General features: G+C 59.1%; 23 protein-coding genes. 4 read left to right on the top strand and 19 right to left on the bottom strand.

The window, feature by feature from the left end:
- Positions 1–214: 214 nt before the first annotated feature.
- Entirely contained in the window at positions 215–1,516 is a 1,302-nt protein-coding gene (locus ACYZT1_RS15395; protein ID WP_462015565.1) for an Nramp family divalent metal transporter, read from the top strand.
- A gap of 174 nt (positions 1,517–1,690) precedes the next feature.
- Here ACYZT1_RS15395 and ACYZT1_RS15390 read toward each other — a convergent pair whose 3' ends face one another.
- The 6 genes from ACYZT1_RS15390 to ACYZT1_RS15365 all read right to left on the bottom strand — a co-directional run bounded on the left by ACYZT1_RS15390 (position 1,691) and on the right by ACYZT1_RS15365 (position 8,024).
- The gene (locus ACYZT1_RS15390; RefSeq protein WP_462015564.1) at positions 1,691–4,141 is read right to left on the bottom strand and encodes a TonB-dependent siderophore receptor; all 2,451 of its coding nucleotides are present in this window, start codon (positions 4,139–4,141) and stop codon (positions 1,691–1,693) included.
- 90 nt (positions 4,142–4,231) lie between these two features.
- A complete protein-coding gene (locus tag ACYZT1_RS15385; RefSeq protein ID WP_462015563.1) occupies positions 4,232–5,155 on the bottom strand; it encodes a FecR family protein in 924 nt (307 codons plus the stop codon).
- The gene (locus ACYZT1_RS15380) at positions 5,152–5,664 is read right to left on the bottom strand and encodes an RNA polymerase sigma factor (RefSeq protein ID WP_462015562.1); all 513 of its coding nucleotides are present in this window, start codon (positions 5,662–5,664) and stop codon (positions 5,152–5,154) included. Before ACYZT1_RS15380 ends, ACYZT1_RS15385 begins: the two co-directional genes overlap by 4 nt.
- Before the next feature lie 264 nt (positions 5,665–5,928).
- The gene (locus ACYZT1_RS15375; RefSeq protein ID WP_462015561.1) at positions 5,929–6,213 is read right to left on the bottom strand and encodes a hypothetical protein; all 285 of its coding nucleotides are present in this window, start codon (positions 6,211–6,213) and stop codon (positions 5,929–5,931) included.
- Between the two features lie 177 nt (positions 6,214–6,390).
- Entirely contained in the window at positions 6,391–7,434 is a 1,044-nt protein-coding gene (locus ACYZT1_RS15370; RefSeq protein ID WP_462015560.1) for an LLM class flavin-dependent oxidoreductase, read from the bottom strand.
- Between the two features lie 104 nt (positions 7,435–7,538).
- Positions 7,539–8,024, bottom strand: coding sequence for a flavin reductase family protein (locus ACYZT1_RS15365; protein WP_462015559.1), 486 nt, complete (start codon positions 8,022–8,024; stop codon positions 7,539–7,541).
- 319 nt (positions 8,025–8,343) lie between these two features.
- Here ACYZT1_RS15365 and ACYZT1_RS15360 point away from each other — a divergent pair, with 319 nt between their 5' ends.
- Complete coding sequence (locus tag ACYZT1_RS15360; RefSeq protein ID WP_462015558.1) at positions 8,344–9,750, top strand: purine-cytosine permease family protein; 1,407 nt, start codon at positions 8,344–8,346, stop codon at positions 9,748–9,750.
- A 300-nt stretch (positions 9,751–10,050) separates the two neighbouring features.
- Here the strand turns inward: ACYZT1_RS15360 and ACYZT1_RS15355 are convergent, their stop codons facing one another.
- The 5 genes from ACYZT1_RS15355 to ribBA form a co-directional block, all read right to left on the bottom strand.
- Positions 10,051–11,205 carry an ABC transporter ATP-binding protein gene (locus tag ACYZT1_RS15355; RefSeq protein WP_462015557.1) on the bottom strand — a complete coding sequence of 385 codons (1,155 nt, stop codon included), beginning with the start codon at positions 11,203–11,205 and terminating at the stop codon, positions 10,051–10,053.
- A 16-nt stretch (positions 11,206–11,221) separates the two neighbouring features.
- On the bottom strand, positions 11,222–12,031 hold the full coding sequence (locus ACYZT1_RS15350; protein ID WP_462015556.1) for an ABC transporter permease: 810 nt from the start codon (positions 12,029–12,031) through the stop codon (positions 11,222–11,224).
- Between the two features lie 6 nt (positions 12,032–12,037).
- On the bottom strand, positions 12,038–12,982 hold the full coding sequence (locus ACYZT1_RS15345) for an ABC transporter permease (RefSeq protein WP_462019258.1): 945 nt from the start codon (positions 12,980–12,982) through the stop codon (positions 12,038–12,040).
- Positions 12,979–14,004, bottom strand: coding sequence for an ABC transporter substrate-binding protein (locus ACYZT1_RS15340; protein WP_462015555.1), 1,026 nt, complete (start codon positions 14,002–14,004; stop codon positions 12,979–12,981). Before ACYZT1_RS15340 ends, ACYZT1_RS15345 begins: the two co-directional genes overlap by 4 nt.
- 175 nt (positions 14,005–14,179) lie before the next feature.
- Positions 14,180–15,289, bottom strand: coding sequence for a bifunctional 3,4-dihydroxy-2-butanone-4-phosphate synthase/GTP cyclohydrolase II (gene ribBA / locus ACYZT1_RS15335; RefSeq protein ID WP_462015554.1), 1,110 nt, complete (start codon positions 15,287–15,289; stop codon positions 14,180–14,182).
- 71 nt (positions 15,290–15,360) lie between these two features.
- Between ribBA and ACYZT1_RS15330 the strand changes: the two genes are divergently transcribed.
- Positions 15,361–15,657, top strand: coding sequence for a DUF1330 domain-containing protein (locus tag ACYZT1_RS15330; protein WP_462015553.1), 297 nt, complete (start codon positions 15,361–15,363; stop codon positions 15,655–15,657).
- A 114-nt stretch (positions 15,658–15,771) separates the two neighbouring features.
- On the opposite strand, the gene ACYZT1_RS15325 is transcribed toward ACYZT1_RS15330, so the two are convergent.
- The 8 genes from ACYZT1_RS15325 to ACYZT1_RS15290 all read right to left on the bottom strand — a co-directional run bounded on the left by ACYZT1_RS15325 (position 15,772) and on the right by ACYZT1_RS15290 (position 22,613).
- Positions 15,772–16,335, bottom strand: a complete 564-nt coding sequence (locus ACYZT1_RS15325; protein ID WP_462015552.1) for an NUDIX hydrolase — start codon at positions 16,333–16,335, stop codon at positions 15,772–15,774.
- A 2-nt stretch (positions 16,336–16,337) separates the two neighbouring features.
- Positions 16,338–17,090: a GntR family transcriptional regulator gene (locus tag ACYZT1_RS15320; RefSeq protein ID WP_462015551.1), complete on the bottom strand. Its 753-nt coding sequence runs from the start codon at positions 17,088–17,090 to the stop codon at positions 16,338–16,340.
- A gap of 86 nt (positions 17,091–17,176) precedes the next feature.
- Positions 17,177–17,566: a carboxymuconolactone decarboxylase family protein gene (locus tag ACYZT1_RS15315; RefSeq protein WP_462015550.1), complete on the bottom strand. Its 390-nt coding sequence runs from the start codon at positions 17,564–17,566 to the stop codon at positions 17,177–17,179.
- Positions 17,563–19,038 (bottom strand): NAD-dependent succinate-semialdehyde dehydrogenase, encoded by a 1,476-nt coding sequence (locus ACYZT1_RS15310; RefSeq protein WP_462015549.1) that lies wholly within the window; start codon positions 19,036–19,038, stop codon positions 17,563–17,565. The genes ACYZT1_RS15315 and ACYZT1_RS15310 overlap by 4 nt, the downstream gene beginning before the upstream one ends.
- Before the next feature lie 132 nt (positions 19,039–19,170).
- Entirely contained in the window at positions 19,171–19,656 is a 486-nt protein-coding gene (locus ACYZT1_RS15305) for a flavin reductase family protein (protein ID WP_462015548.1), read from the bottom strand.
- A 12-nt stretch (positions 19,657–19,668) separates the two neighbouring features.
- Positions 19,669–21,150: an aldehyde dehydrogenase gene (locus ACYZT1_RS15300; RefSeq protein WP_462015547.1), complete on the bottom strand. Its 1,482-nt coding sequence runs from the start codon at positions 21,148–21,150 to the stop codon at positions 19,669–19,671.
- Positions 21,147–21,980 carry an alpha/beta fold hydrolase gene (locus ACYZT1_RS15295; RefSeq protein ID WP_462015546.1) on the bottom strand — a complete coding sequence of 278 codons (834 nt, stop codon included), beginning with the start codon at positions 21,978–21,980 and terminating at the stop codon, positions 21,147–21,149. The genes ACYZT1_RS15300 and ACYZT1_RS15295 overlap by 4 nt, the downstream gene beginning before the upstream one ends.
- A gap of 42 nt (positions 21,981–22,022) precedes the next feature.
- Positions 22,023–22,613, bottom strand: a complete 591-nt coding sequence (locus tag ACYZT1_RS15290) for an amino acid synthesis family protein (protein ID WP_462015545.1) — start codon at positions 22,611–22,613, stop codon at positions 22,023–22,025.
- Between the two features lie 244 nt (positions 22,614–22,857).
- Here ACYZT1_RS15290 and ACYZT1_RS15285 point away from each other — a divergent pair, with 244 nt between their 5' ends.
- Positions 22,858–23,589 (top strand): haloacid dehalogenase type II, encoded by a 732-nt coding sequence (locus tag ACYZT1_RS15285; protein WP_462015544.1) that lies wholly within the window; start codon positions 22,858–22,860, stop codon positions 23,587–23,589.
- Positions 23,590–23,770: the final 181 nt, after the last annotated feature.

Raw genomic sequence — 23,770 nt, 5'->3', positions numbered from 1 at the left:
GGAAGCCGCTGAATCGTCTCAGCTCAAAAGTGTCGCCTGCATAGTCAGGACCGACGCTGAAAGGCCTGAATTGAAGCCGTGGGTACCCTTACGCAGCACCACATCAGCACGGAAACATTTACTAATACTCTCCGGACAAGAATAGTTGTACGATGACAGACGTCTATGTTCGACTGCCCCCGTTCTCACAAAAAAAATAATGGAGATACTCTCTATGCCGAGCATTCCTTCGGTCGAAGGCCAAGTCCTTGCGCCCACCCAAAATCGCTTCTCACGGATATTGAAGCTTCTAGGCCCCGGAATCATCGCCGTGCTGTCCTGGCTGGGGGCGGGTGACCTGATTACATCTTCCGTCGCCGGGGCCAACTACGGCTACGCGATGATGTGGGTACTGGCCGTGTCTCTGCTGCTGCGCTACCTGATCGTCAACATCATTGCCCGCTTCCAGTTATGCAATAACCAGGGCATGACCATCCTCCAGGGCTATGCCCAACTGAATCCCTTCTTCGCCTGGTTCATGCTCGTGTACGCCCTGTTGATGGGCCACCTGATGAACGCCTACATGATCAAGGGCGCCGGTGAATCCCTGGCGATGTTGCTGAAAATCGACCATCCGTTGTTGTGCTCCGTCGCGGTGGTCATCGCGGTGTGGCTGCTGGTCGGGCGCAACATCTATTCGATGATCGAAGGCGTCATGAAGGTGCTGCTGGCGATCATGACGCTGGCGTTCATTGCCTTGGCGGTGATGTCCGGTCCGGATGTGGTCGGCATCGTCAAAGGCACCATCGGCTTCAGCATTCCGCCCGATGAAGGTGTGCACGGCGCCTTGCTGGTGGCGGTATCGGTGATTGGTGCGGTGGCTGGCTCGATTGCCAACTTCGTTCACCCCTACGTGATGCGTCAAAAAGGTTGGGTCGGGCCCGAGCACAAACGCATTCAGCGTAACGATTTGCTCTTCGCCGTGTTCGTCGGGATCGTTATCAACCTGGCCATCTGGATCGTCGGCGCAGAAATCCTGCGACCTAATGGCATCGAAGTCAAAACCTTGAGCGACCTGGGCAAGGCACTCGAATTGTTCTTCGGCCCGATCGGTTGGTACGTGTTCTTCATCGGCGTGTTCGCCACGCTGTTCGCCAGTATTTCCGGCAAGACCACAGCGTTCCCGATGCTCATCACCGATGCCTTCCAGCACGTGCGCCCCAAGCGTCGCGATAAGTACGGCAAAGAGTTCCACCATGATCCGATGCACAAGTGGTTCATGCTGTTCATCCTGGCCACGCCGCTGATCTGGTCGATGCCGGGCATGCCCGATTTCGTCACGCTGACCATCGGCGTCAGCGCGCTGAACATCATTGGCTTGCCGGTGATTTCCCTGGGCCTGCTGATCATGTCCAACCAGAAGTCGTTGCTGGACAAGCAGTATCGCAACAACCTCTTCGAAAACATCGCACTGCTGTTCGCCACCGGCCTTGCGCTGTGGGTGGCGTTTCAATTGGGTGTCGATCTGTTTAGCTGACAGGGGATGGCTCCTCAGGGATGAGGGGCCGTGCAGATTTTCAACCGACTTTATCGCAGGCAAAAAAAAGCCCGCGATGGGGAGTGCGGGCTGGTAATCACAAAGGAGCTGGGTACACCGTACGCCGGCGCATGTGAAAATAATGTGATCGATGTCAGGTCTGTTTTCCGACGATCACCAGAATGTGCCGCGCAACGTCAGCATGTGGTTGCGGGGTTCGCCATACCAGTTGGTGGCAGACGTTGAGCCCACCGTGGCGTAGTAGGTTTTATCGAAAATGTTGTTGGCGTTGTAGGTGACGGTCCAGTGTTCGTCCACTCGATACTCCGCCAACGCATTCCACACCGCGTAACCCGCCTGGCTGAAGTCGTAGGCGTTGGTGGCGCCGTTGGCCGTGACGGTCCCGCTGAAGTAGTTGGAGCTTTGCAGGTTGACGCCGCCGCCCACCTTGAAGTCAGAGAGCATGCCCGGCAGGCGATACGTCGAGAACATCTTGAACAGGTGTTTGGGGGTTTGTGTGCTGATGGGTGCCTTGGCGTTGCGGTTGCGATTGTTGTTGTACGTGTAGCCGGCCATCAGCATCCAGTCGGGCCTGACTTCGCCGGAAATTTCCATGTCCACGCCCTTGCTCACCACTTCGCCCTGATCCAGCCAGCAACAGCTGCCGGAGAAGGCAAAGTCGTTGGTCGGGTAGCCTGGATCGCGCACGCCCTGGTTCTCGCGCTTGGTGTAGTAGAGCGCGATATTGGTGTTGACCGCGCCGCCAAACAGCTCGCCTTTCAAACCGGTTTCATAGGTATTGCCTTCCATCGCGTCCATCGACGAGCCGGGCAGGGGGCCTTGCAACAGATTGACCTGGGGCTTGTAGATTTCCGAGTAACTGCCGTAGACCGACCATTCATCGTTCAGATCATAAACAAGGCCGCCATAGGGCGTGACTTTGGTCGGCTCACGCATGTCGATGTTCGATTGCGTCGTCCAGGTGGTGCCCACGCGGGTCTGGTAAGTCTGTTCGAATGCGTAGCGCTGCACCCGCGCACCCATGATCAAGTGCAACGGTTCCGCCAGTTGCAGACGTAAACTGCCGTACAGACCGTATTGCTTCTGGTCGTTGGGATTGTAGTCGCGGGTGTAATTGCGATCGTTGGCCGGCTCAGGGAACGGCGTGCTGTCCGGATCGAACGGGTTCAACGGGCCACCCGCGGATGGATAGCGGCCAGTACCCAGCCAGCGGCTGCTGATTTCCTGATAGTCGGCCCCCACCACCAGATCGTGTTGCAGGCCAAACATCTGGAAGGTGCCGGACAGGTTGGTGTCGAGCATGCGCTGCTGGTTTTCCTGCTTGCTCGAACTGCCGAACCAGGTCAGACCGGTGCCGGTGGCCGGGTTGATGCCCACGCCATTGGCCGTGGTGGTTTTGAAATAGCCGACATCCCAGAGGTCGGTGTACGACACGTTGAGCTTCCAGTCTTCGGACAGCTGATGGTCGATCTTGGCAAACAATTCGCGGCCGGTCGCATCCGTGTAAGCCCAGTTTTCACTCATGCCGGTGCGCCGTGGCAGACCGATGTCGGAGCCGTCGAGGTAACGCGGCACGGAACTCTGGGTACCGTTTTCATGGGATTTGTTGTAGCGGATGCCTGCGGTGAGCATCGTATCGTCAGTGATGTCGGCTTCCAGCACGCCATACACGAACGGCTTTTCCGTGCTGCGGTTATCAACGAAATACTGGCGATCAGTGTTGGCCACCACCATTCGACCGCGCAGTTTGCCGTCGAAGGCAATCGGCCCGGTGACGTCCAGTTCCTGACGATAGTTGTCCCAGCTGCCGGCCGAGGCGCTGAATTTCAGCTGAAACGTGTCCATCGGCCGCTTGCGCACCATGTTCACCAGACCGCCCGGATCGCCCGTGCCACCGAACAACGCAGCGGTGCCGCGCAGCACTTCGATGTGGTCGAATTCCGCCAGGTCGTAGACGTTGGACGAATAGAAACTGCCCAGCGAACTGCCCTGGGCCATCGGCGCCGCGCCATCGAGCTGGAAATTCTGAATGGTGAAGCCGCGCGACAGAATGTCGAAGGTGCGGTAGGTGTTGTTCTGCACGGAGATGCCCGGTGTCGCACGCATTGCGTCGTTGATGTCGGTCATTTGCTGATCGTCCATCAACTGCTCGCTGACGATGGAAATCGACTGTGGCGTCTGACGCAGACTGGCCGGCGTCTTCGAGCCGACACTGGTCAGGCCGGTGGTATAGGACCCCGAGTTTTCCGTCGCCTGGCCCATGCCCTGGCCCTCGATACGCGTGCTGCCGAGCTCGATGACCGCGTCGCTGCGTTGCGAAATCACCAGCGTCGAGCCTTGCTGCTGGTAGCTCAGGCCGCTGCCGTCGAGCAAGCGTTGCAGCGCGTCAAGGGGTTCAAGCGTGCCTTTGAGGGCGGGCGCGCTGCGCTGCGCAACGATGCCGTCATCCACTGCAATCGTCAGCCCGGCGCGTTCACCCAGTTGTCGCAGCGAAGTCGCCAACGACTGCGAGGGTAAATCAAAAGCAATCGGTGCCGCCAATACGTGCCCGTTCAGCGTCAGTGACAGGGCGACCACCAGTGATTTCAAGGAGTGACGATGCATGGGATTTCTCGTTTCAGGAAGGCGATACCTGATGACGCGGTAGCTCGCAAAACCCTGATGTCGTCGCGTGAATAATTTTCAGTGGCGCGATCAACGCGCCCGCAACTGAGTGCTGCCATCAAGCTGTGTGACCTCAACCGGCGCCACGGCCGGCAACGCGGCCAGGAAGCTGTCGATGTCGGCGAGCTGCACGACGGCGGTAATCAACGGCGACTTCTTCCCCGGCAATGTGATCACCGGGCGTTCTCGATAGCGCGAGAGGCTGTCTGCAATTTCTGCGAGATCGGCCTGGGCAAAGACCAGTCGCCCGCGTTCGAAGGCGAAGGCGTTGTCTGCCGGCAAAGGCAAACGCTTCAGAGGCTCACCGCGAATGACCTGCGCCACATCGCCCGGGTTCATTTGCAAGCGGGTGGCGTCGCTGTCGACTTGCACCTGGCCACGTTCGAGGCTGATCCGAAGCCTGTCGTGCAAGCGATTGACCACGAAGCGCGTGCCCAGCGCCGTCACTCGCGCCAGTCCGGCGTCGATCACAAAAGGTCGCTCGACGTCGCGGGCAACATCGAAAATCACTTCGCCCTGCAATAACAAGAGCAGACGTTGCTGGCCGTTGAATCGCACCAGCATGCGCGTGTCTGCCCCCAGAGAAAGGTGCGAGCCATCCGGTAAACGATGACGCTGGCGTTGACCTTTGGCTGTCTGAAAATACTCATCGTAAACGCCGCTTGTCGTCCAATGACGCCATGACAAGCCGCCGACCAGCAGCCCGGCCATCCCCAACATGCCATTGCGCAGGAAACGCCGCCGTCCGTTGGCTATTTCCATCTGCTGCGCCAGCGCTTCGGTTTTGCGGGTGGACGCGAAGTCTCCCCACAGCTCGGAAAACGCCTGGTACTCGGCCTGATGCCGCGGGTCGGCGCGTAACCAGAGGTTGAACCGGGCATGGTCCTCATGATCGTCGTCGACATCCAGCAAGCGGATGAACCAGGCGGCGGCCTCTTCGCGCGGTGAGTTCACGGGCAGAGCGCTTCGCGGGCCTCGCGCAAATCCAGCAGCGCGCGCATCAAATGCCGCTCGACCATGCTGAGGCTGATCCCCAGCATGGTCGCGATATGAGCCTGCCGATGCCCTTCAATTCGCGCCAGCCAGAACACTTCGCGGCAACGCGCAGGCAGGCAATCGAGAATGCGCTGCAACGCTTCAAGGCGCTGCTGCAGGTCGGCCAGATGTTCGGCAGAAGGGGCGAAGTCGTCGCTCCGGTGGTCTTGTTGAAGGCTTGCGCCGGCCTCATCAGTCAAGGCGACGTAACGCGCGGCGTGGCGGTAATGGTCGATCAACACCGAGTGCGCGACGCGGCGCAGATAAGCGTTCGGTTGATCAATGGTGATCCGTTGGCTGGCCAGCATGTAGCGGATGAACGCATCGTGAAGGACATCGTAGGCAACGTGCACGCAACGGGTTTGCCGGCTCAGGCTGAGCAGCAGATCCGTGTAGGCCCACCTGAGATTGATACCGTTCCAGTTCATCTTTTTCAGTCCTGCCGCCAGCCGCCGCTGACCTGTCGGCAACAGGTGTCAGCCTGCGACGCAGTTGTCGGAGGACCGCGCCGCTGGGTCGCAAGGATAAAAGCTTTGCGTAGTTAGTGCAAATGGGAAGAGTTATTATTCGCGATGGTCGCCCGACATTACCCGCGAGAGTGGCCACGTCCGCGAAAGTCGGTCGTAAACAGGCAGACGGCAAAAAGCCCGGGTGAGCCGGGCTTTTGAGGGGGGCCGATTCGCTGCGGCTGATCAGTAACGTTGATACTTCGAACCGAACTCTGCACGGACATCCGCGACCAGCGCACCGTCGATCTCTGCATTCGCCGGGCTCAGTGCAACACGATTCTGTTGCAGACGATCGGAACCACCTTCTGCGATCTGGTTGGCTTTCAGGCGGTCGGCACCGTCAGCGGCAATGCGGCTCTCGATCAGTCGATCAGCACCGCCTTCGGCGATAGCGCTTGGGGAGGCAGCGGCGGAAGCGTTGGCGGCCAATACCGATAAAGCAATGCTGAGCAGGAGTTGGCTTTTCATGTTGGTGTACTCCGAAGCGTTGTAAGTGGGTATGGGCCTAGTGTTACGTCGCTCGGTTTTTTTGAGAACTGCATTGGCTTGATGGTGATTATCAACGTCAGCGATGTGAAGGGATGAGAACGTCTGCCGGAGTAACCCAGCCCCCCGGCCTGGCGCTCGGAGGGCTGGTGGGCGTACTTAACGGAACGCCGGGACTACGTGCTTGATGAACAGCTCCAGGGATTTTTTCTTTTCCGCATGGGGCAGACTGTTATCACACCAGAAGCTGAATTCGTCGACGCCCAGTTCCTGGTAGTACTTGATGCGCGGAATGATTTCTTCCGGGGTGCCGATCATGGCGGTCTTGTGCAGGCTGTCGAGGGTGAACTCCGCACGCCCGGCGAATTTCTCTTCGGGGCTTGGCTCCAGAAAACCGTTGACCGGCGTGGTTTTGTTGCCGAACCAGGCATCAAAAGTGCGATAGAACCTTGAGATTGCCTTGGCGCCGACTTTCCAGCCTTCAGAATCGTCCACGCTGTGCACGTGGGTGTGACGCAGCACCATCAGCTGCGGACGCGGCACGTCCGGATTGTTGTCCAGAGCTGCTTGAAACTTGTTTTTCAGATCCAGCACTTCTTCATCGCCTTTCATCAGCGGCGTGACCATCACATTGCAGCCGTTGGCCACCGCAAAGTTGTGTGAATCGGGGTCGCGTGCGGCGATCCACATCGGCGGATTGGGTTGCTGGATCGGCTTGGGTACGCTGGTGGAGGTCGGGAATTTCCAGATGTCGCCGTCGTGGGCGTAATCGCCTTTCCACAGTGCCCGTACCACCGGAACCATTTCCCGCAGCGCCTGACCGCCGGAAGAGGCAGGCATCCCGCCGGCCATACGGTCGAATTCAACCTGATAGGCGCCGCGTGCCAGTCCGACTTCCATCCGGCCATTGCTGATGACGTCCAGCAGCGCGCATTCGCCGGCCACGCGCAGCGGATGCCAGAACGGCGCGATGATAGTGCCGGCGCCCAGGTGAATGGTGGTGGTTTTGGCAGCAAGGTAGGCCAGCAAAGGCATTGGGCTCGGCGAAATGGTGTATTCCATGGCGTGATGCTCGCCGATCCACACGGTACTGAAACCGCCGGCCTCGGCCATCAACGTCAGTTCGGTCAAGTCCTCGAACAACTGGCGATGGCTGATACTTTCGTCCCAGCGTTCCATGTGCACGAACAGGGAAAATTTCATGACGCTACCTCTGAACTTTTGTTGGCGGCCGATCGACTGAAGGCCTGTTGAAAACTGGTATACCATAATACGAGAAATGCGCAAAATCTTTAAGTGTCGATCTCTCAAGCCAACACTGGCAGTGCGCCCATTTTGCCGTGGCAGTACACCAGAGGCCCTGCATCCTGCCGGGGCACGATCAGGTTCTTGACCGCGCCCACCATGATGGCGTGATCGCCGCCTTCGTATTCACGCCACAATTCGCATTCGATGACGGCGGTGGCGTTAGCCAGAATCGGATTGCCCAACTCGCTCAACGTCCATTCGATGCCTTGCGCCTTGTCCTTACCCTTGCGGGCAAAAGCATAGGCTTCACTTTGCTGGCCGCCCGACAACACGTGGATGGCAAATCGTTTGTTTTTGATCAGCACCGGGTAGGAATCGGAGCTGTAGTTGGGGCAGAACAGCACCAGTGCCGGATCGATAGACAAAGAGCTGAAAGCGCTGGCAGTGAGTCCGACGATCTGGCCGTCGTCATCCAGCGTGGTAATGACGGTCACGCCTGACGGGAACGAGCCCATGACTTGTTTGTAAAGGGCGGCATCGATCATTGGACTGTCCTCGGAATGGCGTATTTTATGGATTTATAGGTCTGATGGTATACCGTAATACGTCTTTTGCAAGAGCTTCTTGTTTTAGCCGATAAACGTGGTGCTATCGGGTTTTGACCCAGTATTTACGGGGTTTTTCATAACGGATTATGAGGATTACTGGGGCTCATCACAGTTCAATTGATCGCATAAAGACCGTGTCAGCCTTGTGAAAATATTGGAATACCATAATATGGCGTGCATCTGAGGGGCGGCCAGAGATGCTCCCCCGGTTTGGCTTCATACAAATATAAGATCAGACAAACTCGAGTTCATGCATATGTCCCAGATGACCCGGCAAGATCCGTTGATCGAGAATCACACGGTCGATTACGTTCCACTCGCTGAGCGCCACGGGAAGGCCCGCGATCTTTTCACCCTGTGGTTCAGCACCAACATCGCGCCACTGCCCATCGTGACCGGTGCCATGGTGGTTCAGGTGTTTCATCTGGATCTGTTTTGGGGCCTGTTGGCGATTGCACTTGGACACATGATCGGCGGCCTGGTCATTGCTCTGGCATCGGCTCAAGGGCCGCAAATGGGCATTCCGCAAATGGTCCAGAGTCGAGGTCAGTTCGGTCGCTACGGTGCTCTGCTGATCGTGTTTTTCGCCGCGTTGATCTACGTCGGTTTCTTCATTTCCAATATTGTTTTGGCAGGCCAATCGATTGTCGGCCTTGCGCCGTCGGTGCCCGTCCCGTTGAGCATCATCATCGGTGCGCTGAGCGCCACTGCTATCGGGGTTATCGGCTACCGCTTCATTCACACGCTCAACCGAATCGGTACCTGGGTAATGGGCAGCGCATTGCTTGCGGGCTTCATCTATATTTTCGTCCATGAACTGCCGGCCGATTTTTTCACGCGTGGCGAATTCAACCTTTCTGGCTGGCTCGCGACCGTGTCTCTGGGGATCATCTGGCAGATCAGCTTTTCGCCTTACGTGTCTGACTATTCGCGTTACCTGCCAGCGGATATCGGCATTGCCAAGCCGTTCTGGGCAACCTACCTGGGAGCGACGCTGGGCACGATCCTGTCCTTTGCTTTCGGTGCGGTCGCCGTATTGGCCACGCCCGAAGGCACCGAAGCAATGGACGCGGTGAAGCAGTCTACCGGCTGGCTGGGACCGATTCTGATGGTGTTGTTCCTGCTCAATATCATCAGCCACAACGCCTTGAATCTGTATGGCGCAGTGCTGTCGATCATTACTTCGATCCAGACATTCGCCAGTCAGTGGACACCGAGCGTCAAGGTGCGTGTGCTGCTATCGAGTGTGGTGCTGACGGGTTGCTGCCTGGTCGCGCTGGGCGCGTCGACGGATTTCATAGCGCAATTCATCGGTTTGATTCTCGCGCTGTTGCTGGTGCTGGTGCCGTGGGCGTCGATCAACCTGATCGACTTCTACCTGATCAAACGCGGTTGCTACGACATCGCTTCGATCTTCCGTGCGGATGGCGGAATGTACGGACGGTTCAATCTGCACGCGATTGTGGCTTATTTCATCGGGATCATTGTGCAATTGCCGTTTGCCAATACCTCGTTGTATGTCGGGCCGTATGCCAATTTGATTGAAGGTGCAGACTTGTCATGGCTGGTGGGACTGGTAGTGACCTGCCCGTTGTATTACTGCCTGGCGACGCGCGAACAGACGCTGGAGGGCAGGGCGGCACGGTTGGGGTATAGCGATTGAGCGAGGTTTAAATTCTCCCGTAATGCCCGGTTTTCGCCGGGCATTTTTTTGAGGAGTGGAGGCGGGATTCGGGGTCTGATTATGCATGGAGCAATGGGCAGTCAGATCGAGCGCAAGCGCCGAAGCAGGGCAAGATCAAGAGATCGCAGCCTCGTTTCACTCGACAGCTCCTACCGTGTGGGGCCGGCAAGGGCAGCTGCCGCACACCTTTTGAGCTCGCAAAAAAAGGGTCTGCGCAACCCGACGTTGCGCAGACCCAGAGGGTGACTCTCTTCAGGCAGCAAGCCTCATGGCATAAAATCAGTGCGCCCCGGCCGCCTTGTTCAGATCGCTCTCGGCCCACTCGGTGTACACGCACGCATCTGCCGTGGCCCAGCGAACGCGCACCGGGTCGCCGGTCTTCAACGGCATGCCGGCCGCGGACAGCGCCTTCACCGTCATCGAGGTGCCGCCCGAGGTCATTACGGTGCAAGTCTGGCTTTCACCGAGGAACAACACTTCACCCACGATGGCCGAGACTTCGTTCCAGCCGGCTGCCAGCGGCTCCTGGGCGGCCTGGTCAACACTCAGCGCCAGGGCTTTTTCCGGGCGCACCATCAGCAAAACATCCTGACCGGTGTGCAACCCGCAGGTGAGGCGAATCGACAGCGACTGGTTCTCGAAGGTCGCGACGGCATTGGCTTGCGCCTTGAGCTTGAGGAAATTCGAGTTGCCGAGGAAGGACGCGACAAACGCATTCGGCGGATTCTGGTACAGGTCAAAGCCACTGCCCAGGCCGACGATCTTGCCGTGGCTGAAAATCGCGATGCGTTGCGACAAACGCATGGCTTCTTCCTGATCGTGGGTTACGTAAACAATGGTGATACCAAGACGTCGATGCAGCTGACGGAGTTCATCCTGCAAGTCTTCACGCAGCTTTTTATCCAGCGCGCCGAGCGGTTCGTCCATCAACAGAATGCGTGGTTCGTAAACCAGCGCTCGCGCGATGGCGACGCGCTGTTGCTGCCCGCCGGACAGTTGCGAAGGGCGGCGATGGGCAAATTGTTCGAGCTGCACCAGCTTGAGCATCGCATCGACCCGACGTTCGCGCTCGGCGCTGGCCAGTTTGCGAATCGCCAGCGGGAACGCGATGTTGTCGCGCACCGACAGGTGCGGGAACAGCGAGTAGCGCTGGAACACCATGCCGATGTCGCGCTTGTGCGGCGGCACGTTGACCAGCGACTGGCCGTTGACCAGAATCTCGCCGCTGCTGGGGGTTTCGAACCCGGCGAGCATCGACAGCGTGGTGCTTTTGCCCGAGCCGCTGGAGCCGAGGAAGGTCAGGAATTCACCGTCCTTGATGTCCAGCGAAATGTCGTCCACGGCCGCGAAATCGCCGTAGTACTTGTTCAGGTTGCGCAGGCTCACCAGGGGTTTGTCGGTTCGCTGCGCGGGATCTTTGATGACGGCACTCATGTCGTACTCCTGGCGCTCAAGCGCTGATTGGGTTGCGCCGGCGAACGGCGGCGGCGATGACCATGACCAATACCGAGAGACCGATCAGCAGCGTCGAAGCGACGGCGATCACGGGCGTCAGGTCCTGGCGCAGAGTGGTCCACATTTTTACGGGGAGTGTTTGCAGGGTAGGGCTGGCCATCATCACGCTCAGCACTACCTCGTCCCACGAAACCAGAAACGCAAACAGCGCACCGGCGACCATGCCGGGGCGAATTGCCGGGAATGTCACCTTGAACACTGCCTGCAGGCGCGAGGCACCGCAGATCACCGCCGCATCCTCGATCGACTGATCGAACAGCTTCAGCGAGTTGATGATCGAGATGATGGTGAACGGCAGCGCGACAATCACGTGGCTGACCACAAACGCGAACATCGTTCCGGTGTAGCCCAGTTTCAGAAACAGCGCGTACACCGCCACAGCGATAATCACCAGCGGCACAATCATCGGCAGGGTGAACAGGCCGTACAGCATTTCCCGTCCGGGAAAGCGGCCGCGTACCAGGGCAAACGCGGTGGGCAGGCCCAGTGCCACAGCGAAGAACGTGGTCAGCACGGCAACCTTGAGGCTGGCCATTGCAGCGTTCATCCAGTCCGGATTGGAAAAGAACTGGCCATACCATTTCAGCGTCCAGCCCGGTGGCGGAAAAACCAGCCACTGCGAGGAACCGAACGAGAGCAGCACAATAAAGACGATCGGCAACAACAGAAACAGTGCGATCAGACCCGTGGTGAAATACAGGCCGAAACGCATCCGGCGGCTCATGGCATTAGGGGTCAGAAGCATGACGGCTTACCTCGCGTTGCTGGCGCCAACCGGGGATTCCGGCTGAAGCTTCAGGTAGAAGTAGAACAACACCAGCGTGATGACGATCAGCAACGCAGCGCCGGCGCTCGCCAGGCCCCAGTTGAGGAACGACTGCACCTGCTGAATGATGAACTCGGGCAGCATCATGTTCTGCGCACCACCGAGCAGGGCTGGGGTGACGTAGTAACCGAGCGACATCACGAACACCATCAATCCACCGGAGAACAGCCCTGGCCGGCACAGCGGCAGAAACACCCGAAAGAAATTGGTCCAGGGGCTGGCGCCGCAAATCGAGCCTGCCTGCAGGATCATCGGATCGATCGCCTGCATGGTCGCCTGCAAGGGCAGCACGATGAACGGAATCATGATGTAGCTCATGCCGATGACCACGCCGGTCAGGTTGTGCACCATCTCCAGCGGTTGATCGATGATGCCCATCGCCATCAAGGCCTTGTTGATGACCCCGGAGGCTTGCAGCAGCACCAGCCAGGAATAGGTGCGGGCGAGGAGGCTGGTCCACATCGACAACAGCACGATGCTGAGAATCCAGCGGCCCCAGCCGCGCGGTACCAATGTGATCGCCCAGGCCAGCGGAAAGCCGAGCAAGAGACTGAACAGCGTGACCAGTCCGGCCACCGAAAACGTGTTGAGCAGAACCCGCGCGTACGCCGAGTTGGCGAACAGTTGCTCGTAGTTGCCAAGCCCCGGCACCGGTTCGAGTACGCCACGCAGCAACAAGCCGATCAGCGGCGCGAGAAAGAACAGGCCGAGGAACAGCAGGGCGGGGATCAGGTTACTTGCACCACGCCAGCGCTGAGTCAAAGAAGGCGCTTGCGAGGCGACTTTCACCAGACCAGGAACCGCCCCGGCAGCGCTCGCGGCGCTCCCGGTCGGTGTTGATTGACGGGGCGTGGTTGCCGTCACTTTCATTTGACCAGCCATTCGTTCCACCGTGTCGCGATGGTCGGACCGTTTTTGGCCCAGTACGCGAAGTCGAGAGTGATTTGATCCTTGACGTAAGCCGTCGGCAGGTTAGGCGCCAGCACGGAATCGAGCCGGGCGACACTGTCGACGTTGACCGGGGCGTAAGCGGTCAGGTTGGAGAAATCGGCTTGTCCTTTGGCGCCGCTTGCGTTGGCCAGAAACTTCATCGCCGCCGCTTTGTTTTTCGAGCCTTTGGGAATGACCAGAATGTCGGCCATGACCAGGTTCTGTTTCCAGCTCACGCCCACGGGTGCACCGTCTTCCTGCAGGGCGTGAATCCGGCCGTTCCAGAACTGGCCCATGCTGACTTCGCCCGAGGCAAGCAACTGCTGTGACTGCGCGCCGCCGCCCCACCAGACAATGTCTTTCTTGATGGTGTCGAGTTTTTTGAAGGCGCGATCCAGATCCAGCGGATAGAGCTTGTCGGCGGCCACGCCATCGGCCAGCAGCGCCAGTTCCAGCACGCCGGGGCTTGGCCATTTGTACAGGGCGCGTTTGCCGGGGTAGGTTTTGGTATCGAACAGCGCGGACCAGTCTTCAGGTTTTTTGGTGCCGAGCTTGCCCTCGTTGTAGCCCAGAACGAAGGAGAAGAAGAACGAGCCCACGCCATGGTCGGTGACAAATCGCGGGTCGATCTTGTCGCGCTGGATCACCGAGAAATCGAGCGGTTCAAGCAAGCCTTCAGCGGCGGCGCGCAAGGCGAAGTCGGCTTCGACATCGACCACGTCCCACTGCACGTTACCGCTCTCGACCATGGCTTTGAGTTTGCCGTAGTCGGTAGGGCCGTCCTGAACCACAGTGATGCCGCTGGCCTTGCTGAACGGGTCGGCCCAGGCCTGCTTCTGCGCATCCTGGGTGCTGCCGCCCCAGCTGACGAAGTTCACGCTTTCGGCCGCCATCAACGCCTGGCTGGTCACGCTCAGCAGTCCCGCGAAAAGAATTGCGGTCGCACGTTTGTTGAACACCATTTTTACGCCCTCATTGTTGTGTTTATGAGCGGGGCTTTGAGTGCCCGCCTATCGGGAGCAGTAGGTCCGGTTGACCCTCAGGGTCGTCCGGTCTATGGAATATCATATTATGGTATTCCAAACTTTGTGCAAGCGTTTCACCTTACCGGCTATCTGCCGAATGAGTTTCCTTGCCTCACTGAGTGAACGGAATGCTCTCCACCACTTCCAGGTCGTAACCGGTCAGGCCTGCGTATTTCAGCGCAGGACCCAGATGACGCAGCTTGCCCACGCCCAGGTCCTGCAGGATTTGCGCACCGGTGCCCACTTCAGAATAGATCCTTGACTGCGAACGACTGAAATGACGCGGTGGTTGGGTCAGTTGTGGTATCCGCTCCAGCAACGCCTGGGAAGATTCATGATTGGCGAGGACCACCACCACGCCGCGGCCTTCTTCAGCTACCCGCTGGAGTGCGGCCCACAGCGTCCAGTTCGACGGCCCGCTGTATTCGGCACCCACCAGATCGCGCAGCGGGTCAATGACATGCACGCGCACCAGTGTCGGGTCATCGCGACGCAGCTCACCCATTACCATTGCCATGTGCACGCCGCCTTCGATGCGATCTTCAAAGGTCACCAGACGGAACGTGCCATGCACCGTGGGCAATTCGCGCTCGCCGATGCGTGCCACGGTATGTTCAGTGCTCAGGCGATAGTGGATCAGATCGGCAATGGTGCCGATCTTGATGCCATGCTTGCGCGCGAAAATTTCCAGGTCGGGGCGACGGGCCATGGTGCCATCGTCATTCATCACCTCGACGATCACCGAAGCGGGGGTGAAGCCCGCCAGTCGTGCCAGATCACAGCCGGCTTCGGTGTGCCCGGCGCGCGTCAACACGCCCCCTTCCTTGGCCCGCAGAGGAAAGATGTGGCCCGGTTGCACGATATCCGCAGGACCGGCGCCGGTGGCAACAGCGGCCGCCACCGTGCGCGCACGATCGGCTGCAGAAATGCCGGTGGTGACCCCGACGGCGGCTTCGATCGACACGGTGAACGCGGTGCTGAACACGCTGCCATTGCTCGGCACCATTTGTTCCAGGCCCAGGCGTTGGCAATGTTCGTCGGTCAGGGTCAGGCAGATCAGGCCGCGCGCCTCGCGGGCCATGAAACTGATAGCTTGCGCCGTGCAACAGTCGGCAGCCAGCAGCAGATCGCCCTCGTTTTCGCGATCTTCATCGTCGACCAGCAGGACCATTTTGCCTTGACGATAATCTTCGATTATTTCTTCGATACTGTTGAAGGCCATGTGAGGATTCTCAGTGTTTGTCGGGATAATTTCATGGTATACCATAATACAAAAATAGCTGAGAGGTCACTATGAAGGCGTACTGGATTGCTCATGTCGATGTCACGGATGCCGATCAATACAGCCAATACACCCAGCGGGCGCCGGCGGCCTTCGCGTTGTATGGCGGACGGATGTTGGCCCGGGGCGGGCGGAGCGAGGCGCTGGAAGGCCGGCCGACGCCGCAACGCAGCGTGGTCATCGAGTTCGACTCGTACGAACAGGCGCTGGCCTGCTACCAGTCGGAGGAATATCAGGAGGCGCGGGGGTATCGCGAGGGTGTAGCGCGGGCCGAGGTGATCATTGTCGAAGCAATTGCCCCGGCATAACCCTGAGCTGCCGCAGGCTGCGATCTTTTGATCTTTGACGTACTCAAGGCTGCTGGAGCTCAAGAGCAAAAGATCGCAGCCTGCGGCAGCTCCTGCGGGAAGATTGCGTCGCTGTCAGCGGATAAAGTGAATCTTCCCGGTATCGTCGTTGCCGATATAGATCCCGTAGACGCCGGCCTGACGCTCCTCGATATACCGCTCGAGAATCTGCCGAATCGCCGGGTAGTAAATGCTTTCCCACGGAATATCTTCAGGCGCGAAAAACTTGTAGTCGAGCGTCTCGGGCCCGTACTGCCCGGTGATATCCAGCGCGATTGCGCGAAAGATGATGTACACCTCGCTGATCTTCGGCACGCTGAAAATCGAGTAGGGCGAAACAATCTCCGCGCGCACGCCGCTTTCTTCCCAGACCTCGCGCAATGCCGCCTGCTCGGTGGTTTCACCGCCTTCCATGAAGCCTGCCGGCAACGTCCAGGTGCCGGGACGCGGTGGGATCGCGCGTTGGCAGAGCAGGTACTTGCCGTCCTGCTCGATGATGCAGCCGGCAATGATTTTCGGGTTGATGTAATGGATGTAGCCACAGCCTCGACACATCAGTCGCTCGTGCGTATCGCCCGGTGGCAGCTGCTGATTGAGGTCAGCGCCGCCACACTTTGGACAAAAGCTCGGGCTGAACATGATTAGCGACCTATGCGTGGTTCTTTGAGAGCGATGGGCAGGGTGATCAGCGGGAGTTCGCCGGTCTCTTCCTGCTTGCGCTTGAGGTAATCGAGAGCGACGGCGGCGGCGGCCCGCACGTGATCGACGCACGCCTGGTGCGCGGCCAGAGGATCACCGCCCTTGATCGCTTCAACCATGCGTTCCATTTCCTGATTACTGGCGCCGCGGCGATTTTCCTGGGACACCGACGTCGCACGCAAATAGCTGATGCGTGCCTGCAACTGACGCAATTGGGTGGCCGCAACATGGTTGCCCGAGCCTTCGAGCAGTACGTCGTAAAAGCCCTGTACCGAATCGATCACCTGTTGCAGTTCACCTTCCTTGAGTGCCTTGCGGTTTTCTTCGAGGGCTTTTTCCAGGGCCTTGATGTCTTTGGCCTTGGCACGCAAGGTGAACAGCTGAACGATCAATCCTTCAAGGACGCACCGCAGCTCGTAAATGTCGACGGCATCGGCGAGGGTGATGATCGCCACGCGCGGGCCCTTGGCATCGGCGAACTCCACCAGGCCTTCGGATTCCAGATGGCGCAAGGCTTCGCGAACCGACGTGCGACTGACGCCAAGACGATCGCACAGATCGCGTTCGACCAAACGGTCGCCCGGCAAAAGCTGGAAATTCATGATGGCGGTACGCAGCTTGTCCAGCACGATTTCGCGCAGGGTGACGGGGTTGCGATTGACCTTGAAGCTGTCGTCGAGTGGCAGGCGTTTCATGGGGTCCGCTCTGAATGTGGCTGTCCATGCAAAAAGAGCACTTCGATCCGTGGATCATCGTGCTCAGTCAATGAAACAGCCAAGGGTTAACTGGAGGCCTCGGCATCGGCTTCGGCGAACGCTTCACGGGCGAGCCGGAAACTGTCCACGGCCGCGGGAACGCCGCAATAAATACCGACCTGAAGCAGAATTTCGCGTATTTGTTCACGACTCAGCCCGTTACGCAAGGCACCACGTACATGCAGCTTGAGTTCGTGCGGCCGATTGAGGGCCGAAATCATGGCCAAGTTTATCATGCTGCGCTCCTTAAGCGACAAACCCTCACGGCCCCAGACGTGGCCCCAGCAGTATTCGGTGACCATTTCCTGCAGTGGGCGGGTGAAGTCGTCGGCGTTCTCGATGGAGCGTTTCACGTAGGCTTCGCCCAGCACCTGAGTGCGGATCTGCAAGCCTTTTTCGTATTTATCGTTGCTCATAGCGGCGTGCTCCCGAAGTCGTCGAGCCCACCCATCAGGGTGTATTTCAGTTCCAGGTAATCTTCGATGCCGTATTTGGAGCCTTCACGGCCCAGACCCGAAGATTTGATCCCGCCAAACGGTGCAACTTCAGTGGAAATCAACCCTTCATTGATTCCAACCATGCCGTATTCGAGCGCCTCGCTCATGCGCCAGGCGCGACCAAGATCGCGGGTGTAGCAGTAGGCGGCGAGTCCGAATTCGGTGTCGTTGGCCATGTGCACTGCCTCGGCTTCGGAATCGAAGCGGAACACGGCGGCCAGCGGGCCGAAGGTTTCGTCCCGCGCGACTTTCATCGCCAGGGTCACGCCGGCCAGGACGGTCGGCTGGAAGAAACCGTGGCCCAACGCGTGGCGCTCGCCGCCGCAGAGCAATTGCGCGCCCTGGGCCAGGGCGTCCTGGACGTGATCTTCCACTTTTGCCACGGCGCGCTCGTTGATCAAGGGGCCTTGATTGATGCCTTGCTCAAAGCCGCTGCCAACCTTCAGTTCGGCCACACGTTCAGCCAGCCGCGCTACAAAGGCGTCATGGATGCCAGCCTGCACCAGAAAGCGATTGACGCATACGCAGGTCTGCCCGGCGTTGCGAAACTTGGCGATCAGCGCACCTTCGACGGCCCGCTCCAGATTGGCGTCGTCAAAGACGATAAACGGTGCATTGCCGCCGAGTTCCAGTGAGACTTTTTTCAGCGTCGGTGCGCACTGCGCCATGAGCAATTTGCCGATGGCCGTGGAGCCGGTGAACGACAGCTTGCGCACCTGCGCACTTGACGTCAGCTCGGCGCCGATGGCGATAGCGTCGCCGGTGATGACGTTGAAAATACCCGGCGGGATACCGGCCTGTTCGGCCAGAGCCGCCATGGCCAACGCTGAAAACGGCGTTTCCGGAGCCGGTTTGACGATACAGGGGCAGCCAGCGGCCAATGCCGGACCGGCCTTGCGGGTGATCATAGCCGCCGGGAAATTCCACGGTGTAATGGCCGCGACAACGCCAATAGGCTCTTTACTCACCACAATGCGCGCATCGCCCTTGTGGCTCGGGATAGTGTCGCCGTAGATGCGCTTCGCCTCTTCGGCGAACCACTCGATGAAGCTCGCGGCGTAGAGAATTTCGCCCTTGGCTTCCGCCAGCGGCTTGCCTTGTTCGAGGGTGAGGATTTCTGCCAGCGCGTCGGCATTCTCGAGCATCAGCGCATGCCAGCGTTTGAGCATCTGACTGCGCTCCCTGGCGGTCAGCGCACGCCACGCCGGCCATGCTTTGTCGGCGGCCGCGATGGCTTGTCTTGCTTCGCTCGCGCCAAGGTCAGGCACCCGTCCGATGACTTCGCCGCTCGCCGGATTGAAGATTTCCTGACAGGCGCCATCGGCCGCATCGAGCCACTGGCCGTCGATGTAAGCCTGTTGGCGGAATAGTGGTGAGGCTGCTGGACTCATGCTGGCTCCTGGAAATATAGGTAGATCACCTGTGGGAGCGAGCCTGCTCGCGATGGCTGGGGTACATTCAGCATCAATCATGACGGGTGCACCGCATCGCGAGCAGGCTCGCTCCTACAGTTTTTGGGTTGGTCAGGTCAGGACGGGCAGGGCGCCCAGCTTGCCTTTGTGATAGATCATCGGCGTCATCGGCTGCTCGGGCAGGATCAGGTTTTTCACTGCGCCGACAATGATCGCGTGATCACCGCCATCGTATTCGCGCCACAGTTCGCACTCGATGATCGCCGTCGCCTTGGCCAGCAACGGGTTGCCTAACGCGCTGAGGTGCCACTCGATGGCCTTTGCCTTGTCCTTGCCTTTACTGGCGAAGGCATAGGCTTCGGCTGTCTGGTCAGCGGACAGCAGGTGAATCGCAAATTGCTTGCTGTCGCGCAAAACCGGATAGGTGTCCGAGGCGTAGTTGGGGCAGAACAACACCAGCGCCGGGTCAATCGACAGCGCACTGAAGGCGCTGGCGGTGATGCCGACGATGCCGCCTTCCGGGTCCAGTGTGGTGACTACCGTTACCCCTGACGGAAAGGAGCTCATGACGTCTTTGTAAATGCCGGGTTCGATCATTTCGCTACTCTCCTAACGCATCACAAACGGGTCAGGCATTGGCGCCTGGGAAAGGTTGATCCACACCGTTTTCAGCTCGGTGTAGGCCAGCACCGAATCGATGCCGCTCTCGCGTCCATAGCCGCTGTTCTTGAAGCCGCCGATCGGTGCCATGGCCGAGACCGCGCGGTAAGTGTTAACCCAGATGATTCCCGAGCGCACATCCCGGGCGAGGCGGTGAGCGCGACCCAGGTCGCGGGTCCAGATGCCGGCAGCGAGGCCAAATTGTGAGTCGTTGGCAATCGCCAGCGCTTGGGCTTCATCTTTGAAGCGGATGACTGAGGCGACCGGCCCAAAAACTTCTTCCTGCATGATTTTCATCGAATTGCGGTCGCATTCGAACAGCGTTGGTTCGTAGAACCAGCCTTCGCCCAAACCTTGCGGGCGCTTGCCGCCCAGTCGCAAGCGCGCGCCTTCGGCGATGGCATCAGCGACCAGACCTTCAACGACTGCCAGTTGTTGCGCAGTGGCCATGGGGCCCATTTCGCTGCTGTCTTCCTGCGGGTTACCGATGCGGATGCGTTTGGCTCGTTCGACCAGGCGTTCGACGAACTCGTCGTAGATTTCATCTTGAACCAGCAGGCGTGAGCCCGACACACAACTCTGGCCGGAAGCGGCGTAGATGCCGGCAATCGCTCCGTTGATTGCACTGTCGAGGTCGGCGTCGGCGAAAATAATATTCGGTGACTTGCCACCCAGTTCCAGCGACAGCCTGGCGAAGTTTTCGGCGCTGCTGCGCACGACATGTCGCGCGGTTGCCGCGCCGCCGGTGAAGGCGATTTTGCGCACCAGCGGGTGGCGGGTGAGGGCGGCGCCAGTGCTCGGCCCGTAACCCGTGACGACGTTGACGACGCCCGGTGGAATGCCGGCTTCAAGTGCCAGACGCGCCAGCTCAAGAATCGTTGCCGAAGCGTGCTCAGAAGGTTTGATCACGATGGTATTGCCAGCGGCCAGGGCCGGGGCCAACTTGATTGCGGTCAAGTACAGCGGACTGTTCCAGGGAATGATCGCAGCGACCACGCCCATGGCTTCGTGCACGGTGTAGGCGAACAGATCCGGCTTGTCCAACGGCAGAGTGCCGCCTTCGAGCTTGTCGGCGAGCCCCGCGGTGTAATGGAAAAATTCCGGAAGATAGCTGACCTGACCGCGGGTTTCGCGAATGAGCTTGCCGTTGTCGCGGCTTTCCAGCTGCGCCAGTTGTTCCTTGTTTTCGGCAATCAGGTCGCCGAGGCGGCGCAGCAGCTTGCCGCGTGCGGTGGCCGTCAGTCCGCGCCAGGCCGGGCTGTCGAAAGCCGTCTGCGCAGCCTGTACGGCGCGCTCGACATCGGCTTCGTCGGCATCGGGCAATTGCGCCCACGGTTCAGCCAGCGCCGGGTTGAGGCTGTCGAAAGTCTTGCCGGAGAGGGCGTCAACCCATTCACCGCCAATGCACATCTGGAAGCGTGCGAGCGTCATGCAACGATCCCCTTTATCTGGTTTTGTCGGGCGTGCGCAGTGTCGAGAAACTCCAGCAGCAGCTGGTTAACCAGGCGCGGCGATTCTACGGGCATCATATGCCGTTGCTCGGCGAGCACGGCAACGGTGGCACCCGGAATTTGCGCGGCCAGTTGCCTGGCCATCTGCGGCGTCGAGCCGGGGTCCAGCTCGCCAGTGGCGACAAGGGTGGGCGCCTGAATACTGCCCAGATCCTCGGCGCGGTACATGTCCTGTGTGGCGAACAGTTCGTAGGTGGTCAGATAGCCTTGCGGGTCGTTGTCTGCCAGCGTCTGGCGCAACGCGGCAATCTGCGCCGGGTTGGCGGCCTGATACTCGCGGCTGAACCAGCGAGAGAGCGCCGCTTCCGCATTCGCATCCGGGCCATGTTCGGCCGCTTGAGCGGTGCGGGCAATGACTCCGGCGCGCTGTTCGGGACTGCGGTTGAACACGCTGTTGAGTACCACCAGGCCTTGCAGGCGTTGCGGGTAGTGCAACGCAAACGCCCGCGCTACCAAACCGCCCATGGAGAAGCCGATCACCGTCGCTTGAGGCAATTGCAGGTGGTCGAGCAACTCCAGCAACTGGTCGGCATAACCCAGCAGCGGCGTACCGCTTTCCGGGCGCGGGCTGGCGCCGTGGCCGAGCATGTCGTAAGCAATCACATGGTATTGGGTAGCCAGGCCAACGATTTGGCCGCCCCACATTTCTTTGTTCAGGCCCACGCCGTGGATCAAGACCACGGGCTGGCCTTGGCCGGTCGCCAGGTAACTGGTGCCAGCCGGGGTGCGTTCAGCGGTGAGCCGAATCATGGAGCGCTCCTGCATGCCTTTTTGTTGTAGTACTCAGCGGAATTACCGGGCTTTTTCAGCCGCCAGTTCTTCCAGATCGATGTAGCGGTTACCGATGCGTGGATGCAGGCGACCGCCATCGGCGCAACCCAATACCACGACAATTTCGTCGGCGCGGGGCGCATCTTCGATCTTCATTTCCAGCGTGATGTAGTGCGAACGCAAACCTTCGTCGTCCTTGTGCATCATCGGAATCTGAATCGAGCTGCCCGGCCCACCGCGTTTGTTGGTGAAACTCAGGTAGCTCTTGGCCTTGACCGCTTCACGGTAGTGATTGCCGAAACGCAAGGTGTGAATCACGGCAGAGGCGTGTTCGATTTCGCCGTCTGCGCCAACAACTGCGGCTTTGCCATACGCTTCGATTTTTTCGGCGCCGCCAATGATGCTCACCAGACGCTCGACCATCATCGCGCCGAGATCGGAACAGTTCGCCTTGATCTGTGGCTTGAGGTCTTCGACGAACCCGTTGCCGACCCAAGGGTTTTTCATGACAACGGCGAGGCCGACCATGGTCACCGGCTTATCGGTGGCTTTGCCGCCTTCGATGAAGGTTTCTTCGACATAGCTGACGATCTTGCGAATTTCGAAACTCATGAGCTGCTCCGTATCAGGTGAAATGTGTCTGTGCGTATGATGGTATACCATAATACGTGAAGCACAAGTCCCTAAAATGAGTTTCTAATGGGCGGCCGATGAAATGAGATCTCGTACCCCGAGGTCAGTACAAAACGGTTGTCGTTGTGGCTTACTCCGGTTTCGATGCATTGCACGCCCGATTGGGCGAGGATTTTTCCGGTGCATTGACCCAAAAATCACATAACGTAAGTGGGAGCACCGCATGGCCATGCTGAACGAGGTAGGTTTTCTCGGATTCGACGTGTTCGGTACCGTCGTGGATTGGCGAAACGGTGTCGCCCGTGCCGCGGTTCCATTTCTGCAGCGTCATGGGCTGAAGGTTGATCCCCTCGACTTTGCCGATCAATGGCGAGGGCTCTATCAACCCTCCATGCAACGCGTGCGCTCAGGCGAGCGCCCGTTCGTTACGCTCGATGTGCTGAACCGGGAGAATCTCGAAACCGTGCTGTCCAGGCATGACGTTGATTTTGGCCGCATCACTGATGCCGAACTCGTGGAGCTCAACAAGGCTTGGGAGAGGCTGGATCCATGGCCCGACTCCGTCACTGGGCTGACGCGACTGAAGCGCCAATTCTCGATCGGCGCTCTGTCGAATGGGCACATCGCCGGCATGCTCAATCTCGCAAAATTTGGCGCACTACCATGGGACGTGATCGTCGGCGCGGAAATCGCCGGTGCCTATAAACCTCAGCCGCAAACCTACTTGAAGTCTGCGAAGGCGGTGGGGCTGGTCCCGGAATTGGTCGCGATGGTCGCCGCCCACAATTCCGATCTGGCCGCTGCCCGTGCCATTGGACTCAAGACGGTGTTCGTTCGGCGTCCTGCCGAACACGGTCCAGGCCAGACATCTGACCTGAAGGCTGAACAGGATTGGGACGTGATCGTCGACTCCCTCACCGAGGCGGCAGAGGCGCTGGGTTGTCAAGAACGGTGAAGCCGATTCCCTGCGCATGCGCATGTAGAAATCAGTGAAAAGTGGCGGTTGATGACGAACCGTTCTTTTGCACAGTAGTCACAACTATTGATGGCATCGCGATTGACCGTCTGTAGTGCTCAAGGGCGAAGCTTGGGATTTCCCCACTTATGGGTGCGCCGGATAACGTTCAGTGAGCTCG

It is taken from the genome of Pseudomonas sp. PB3P13 (genome assembly GCF_054897735.1).
The sequence above is the reverse complement of the archived record's forward strand: the minus strand, read 5'-3'. Positions and strand labels throughout refer to the sequence as shown.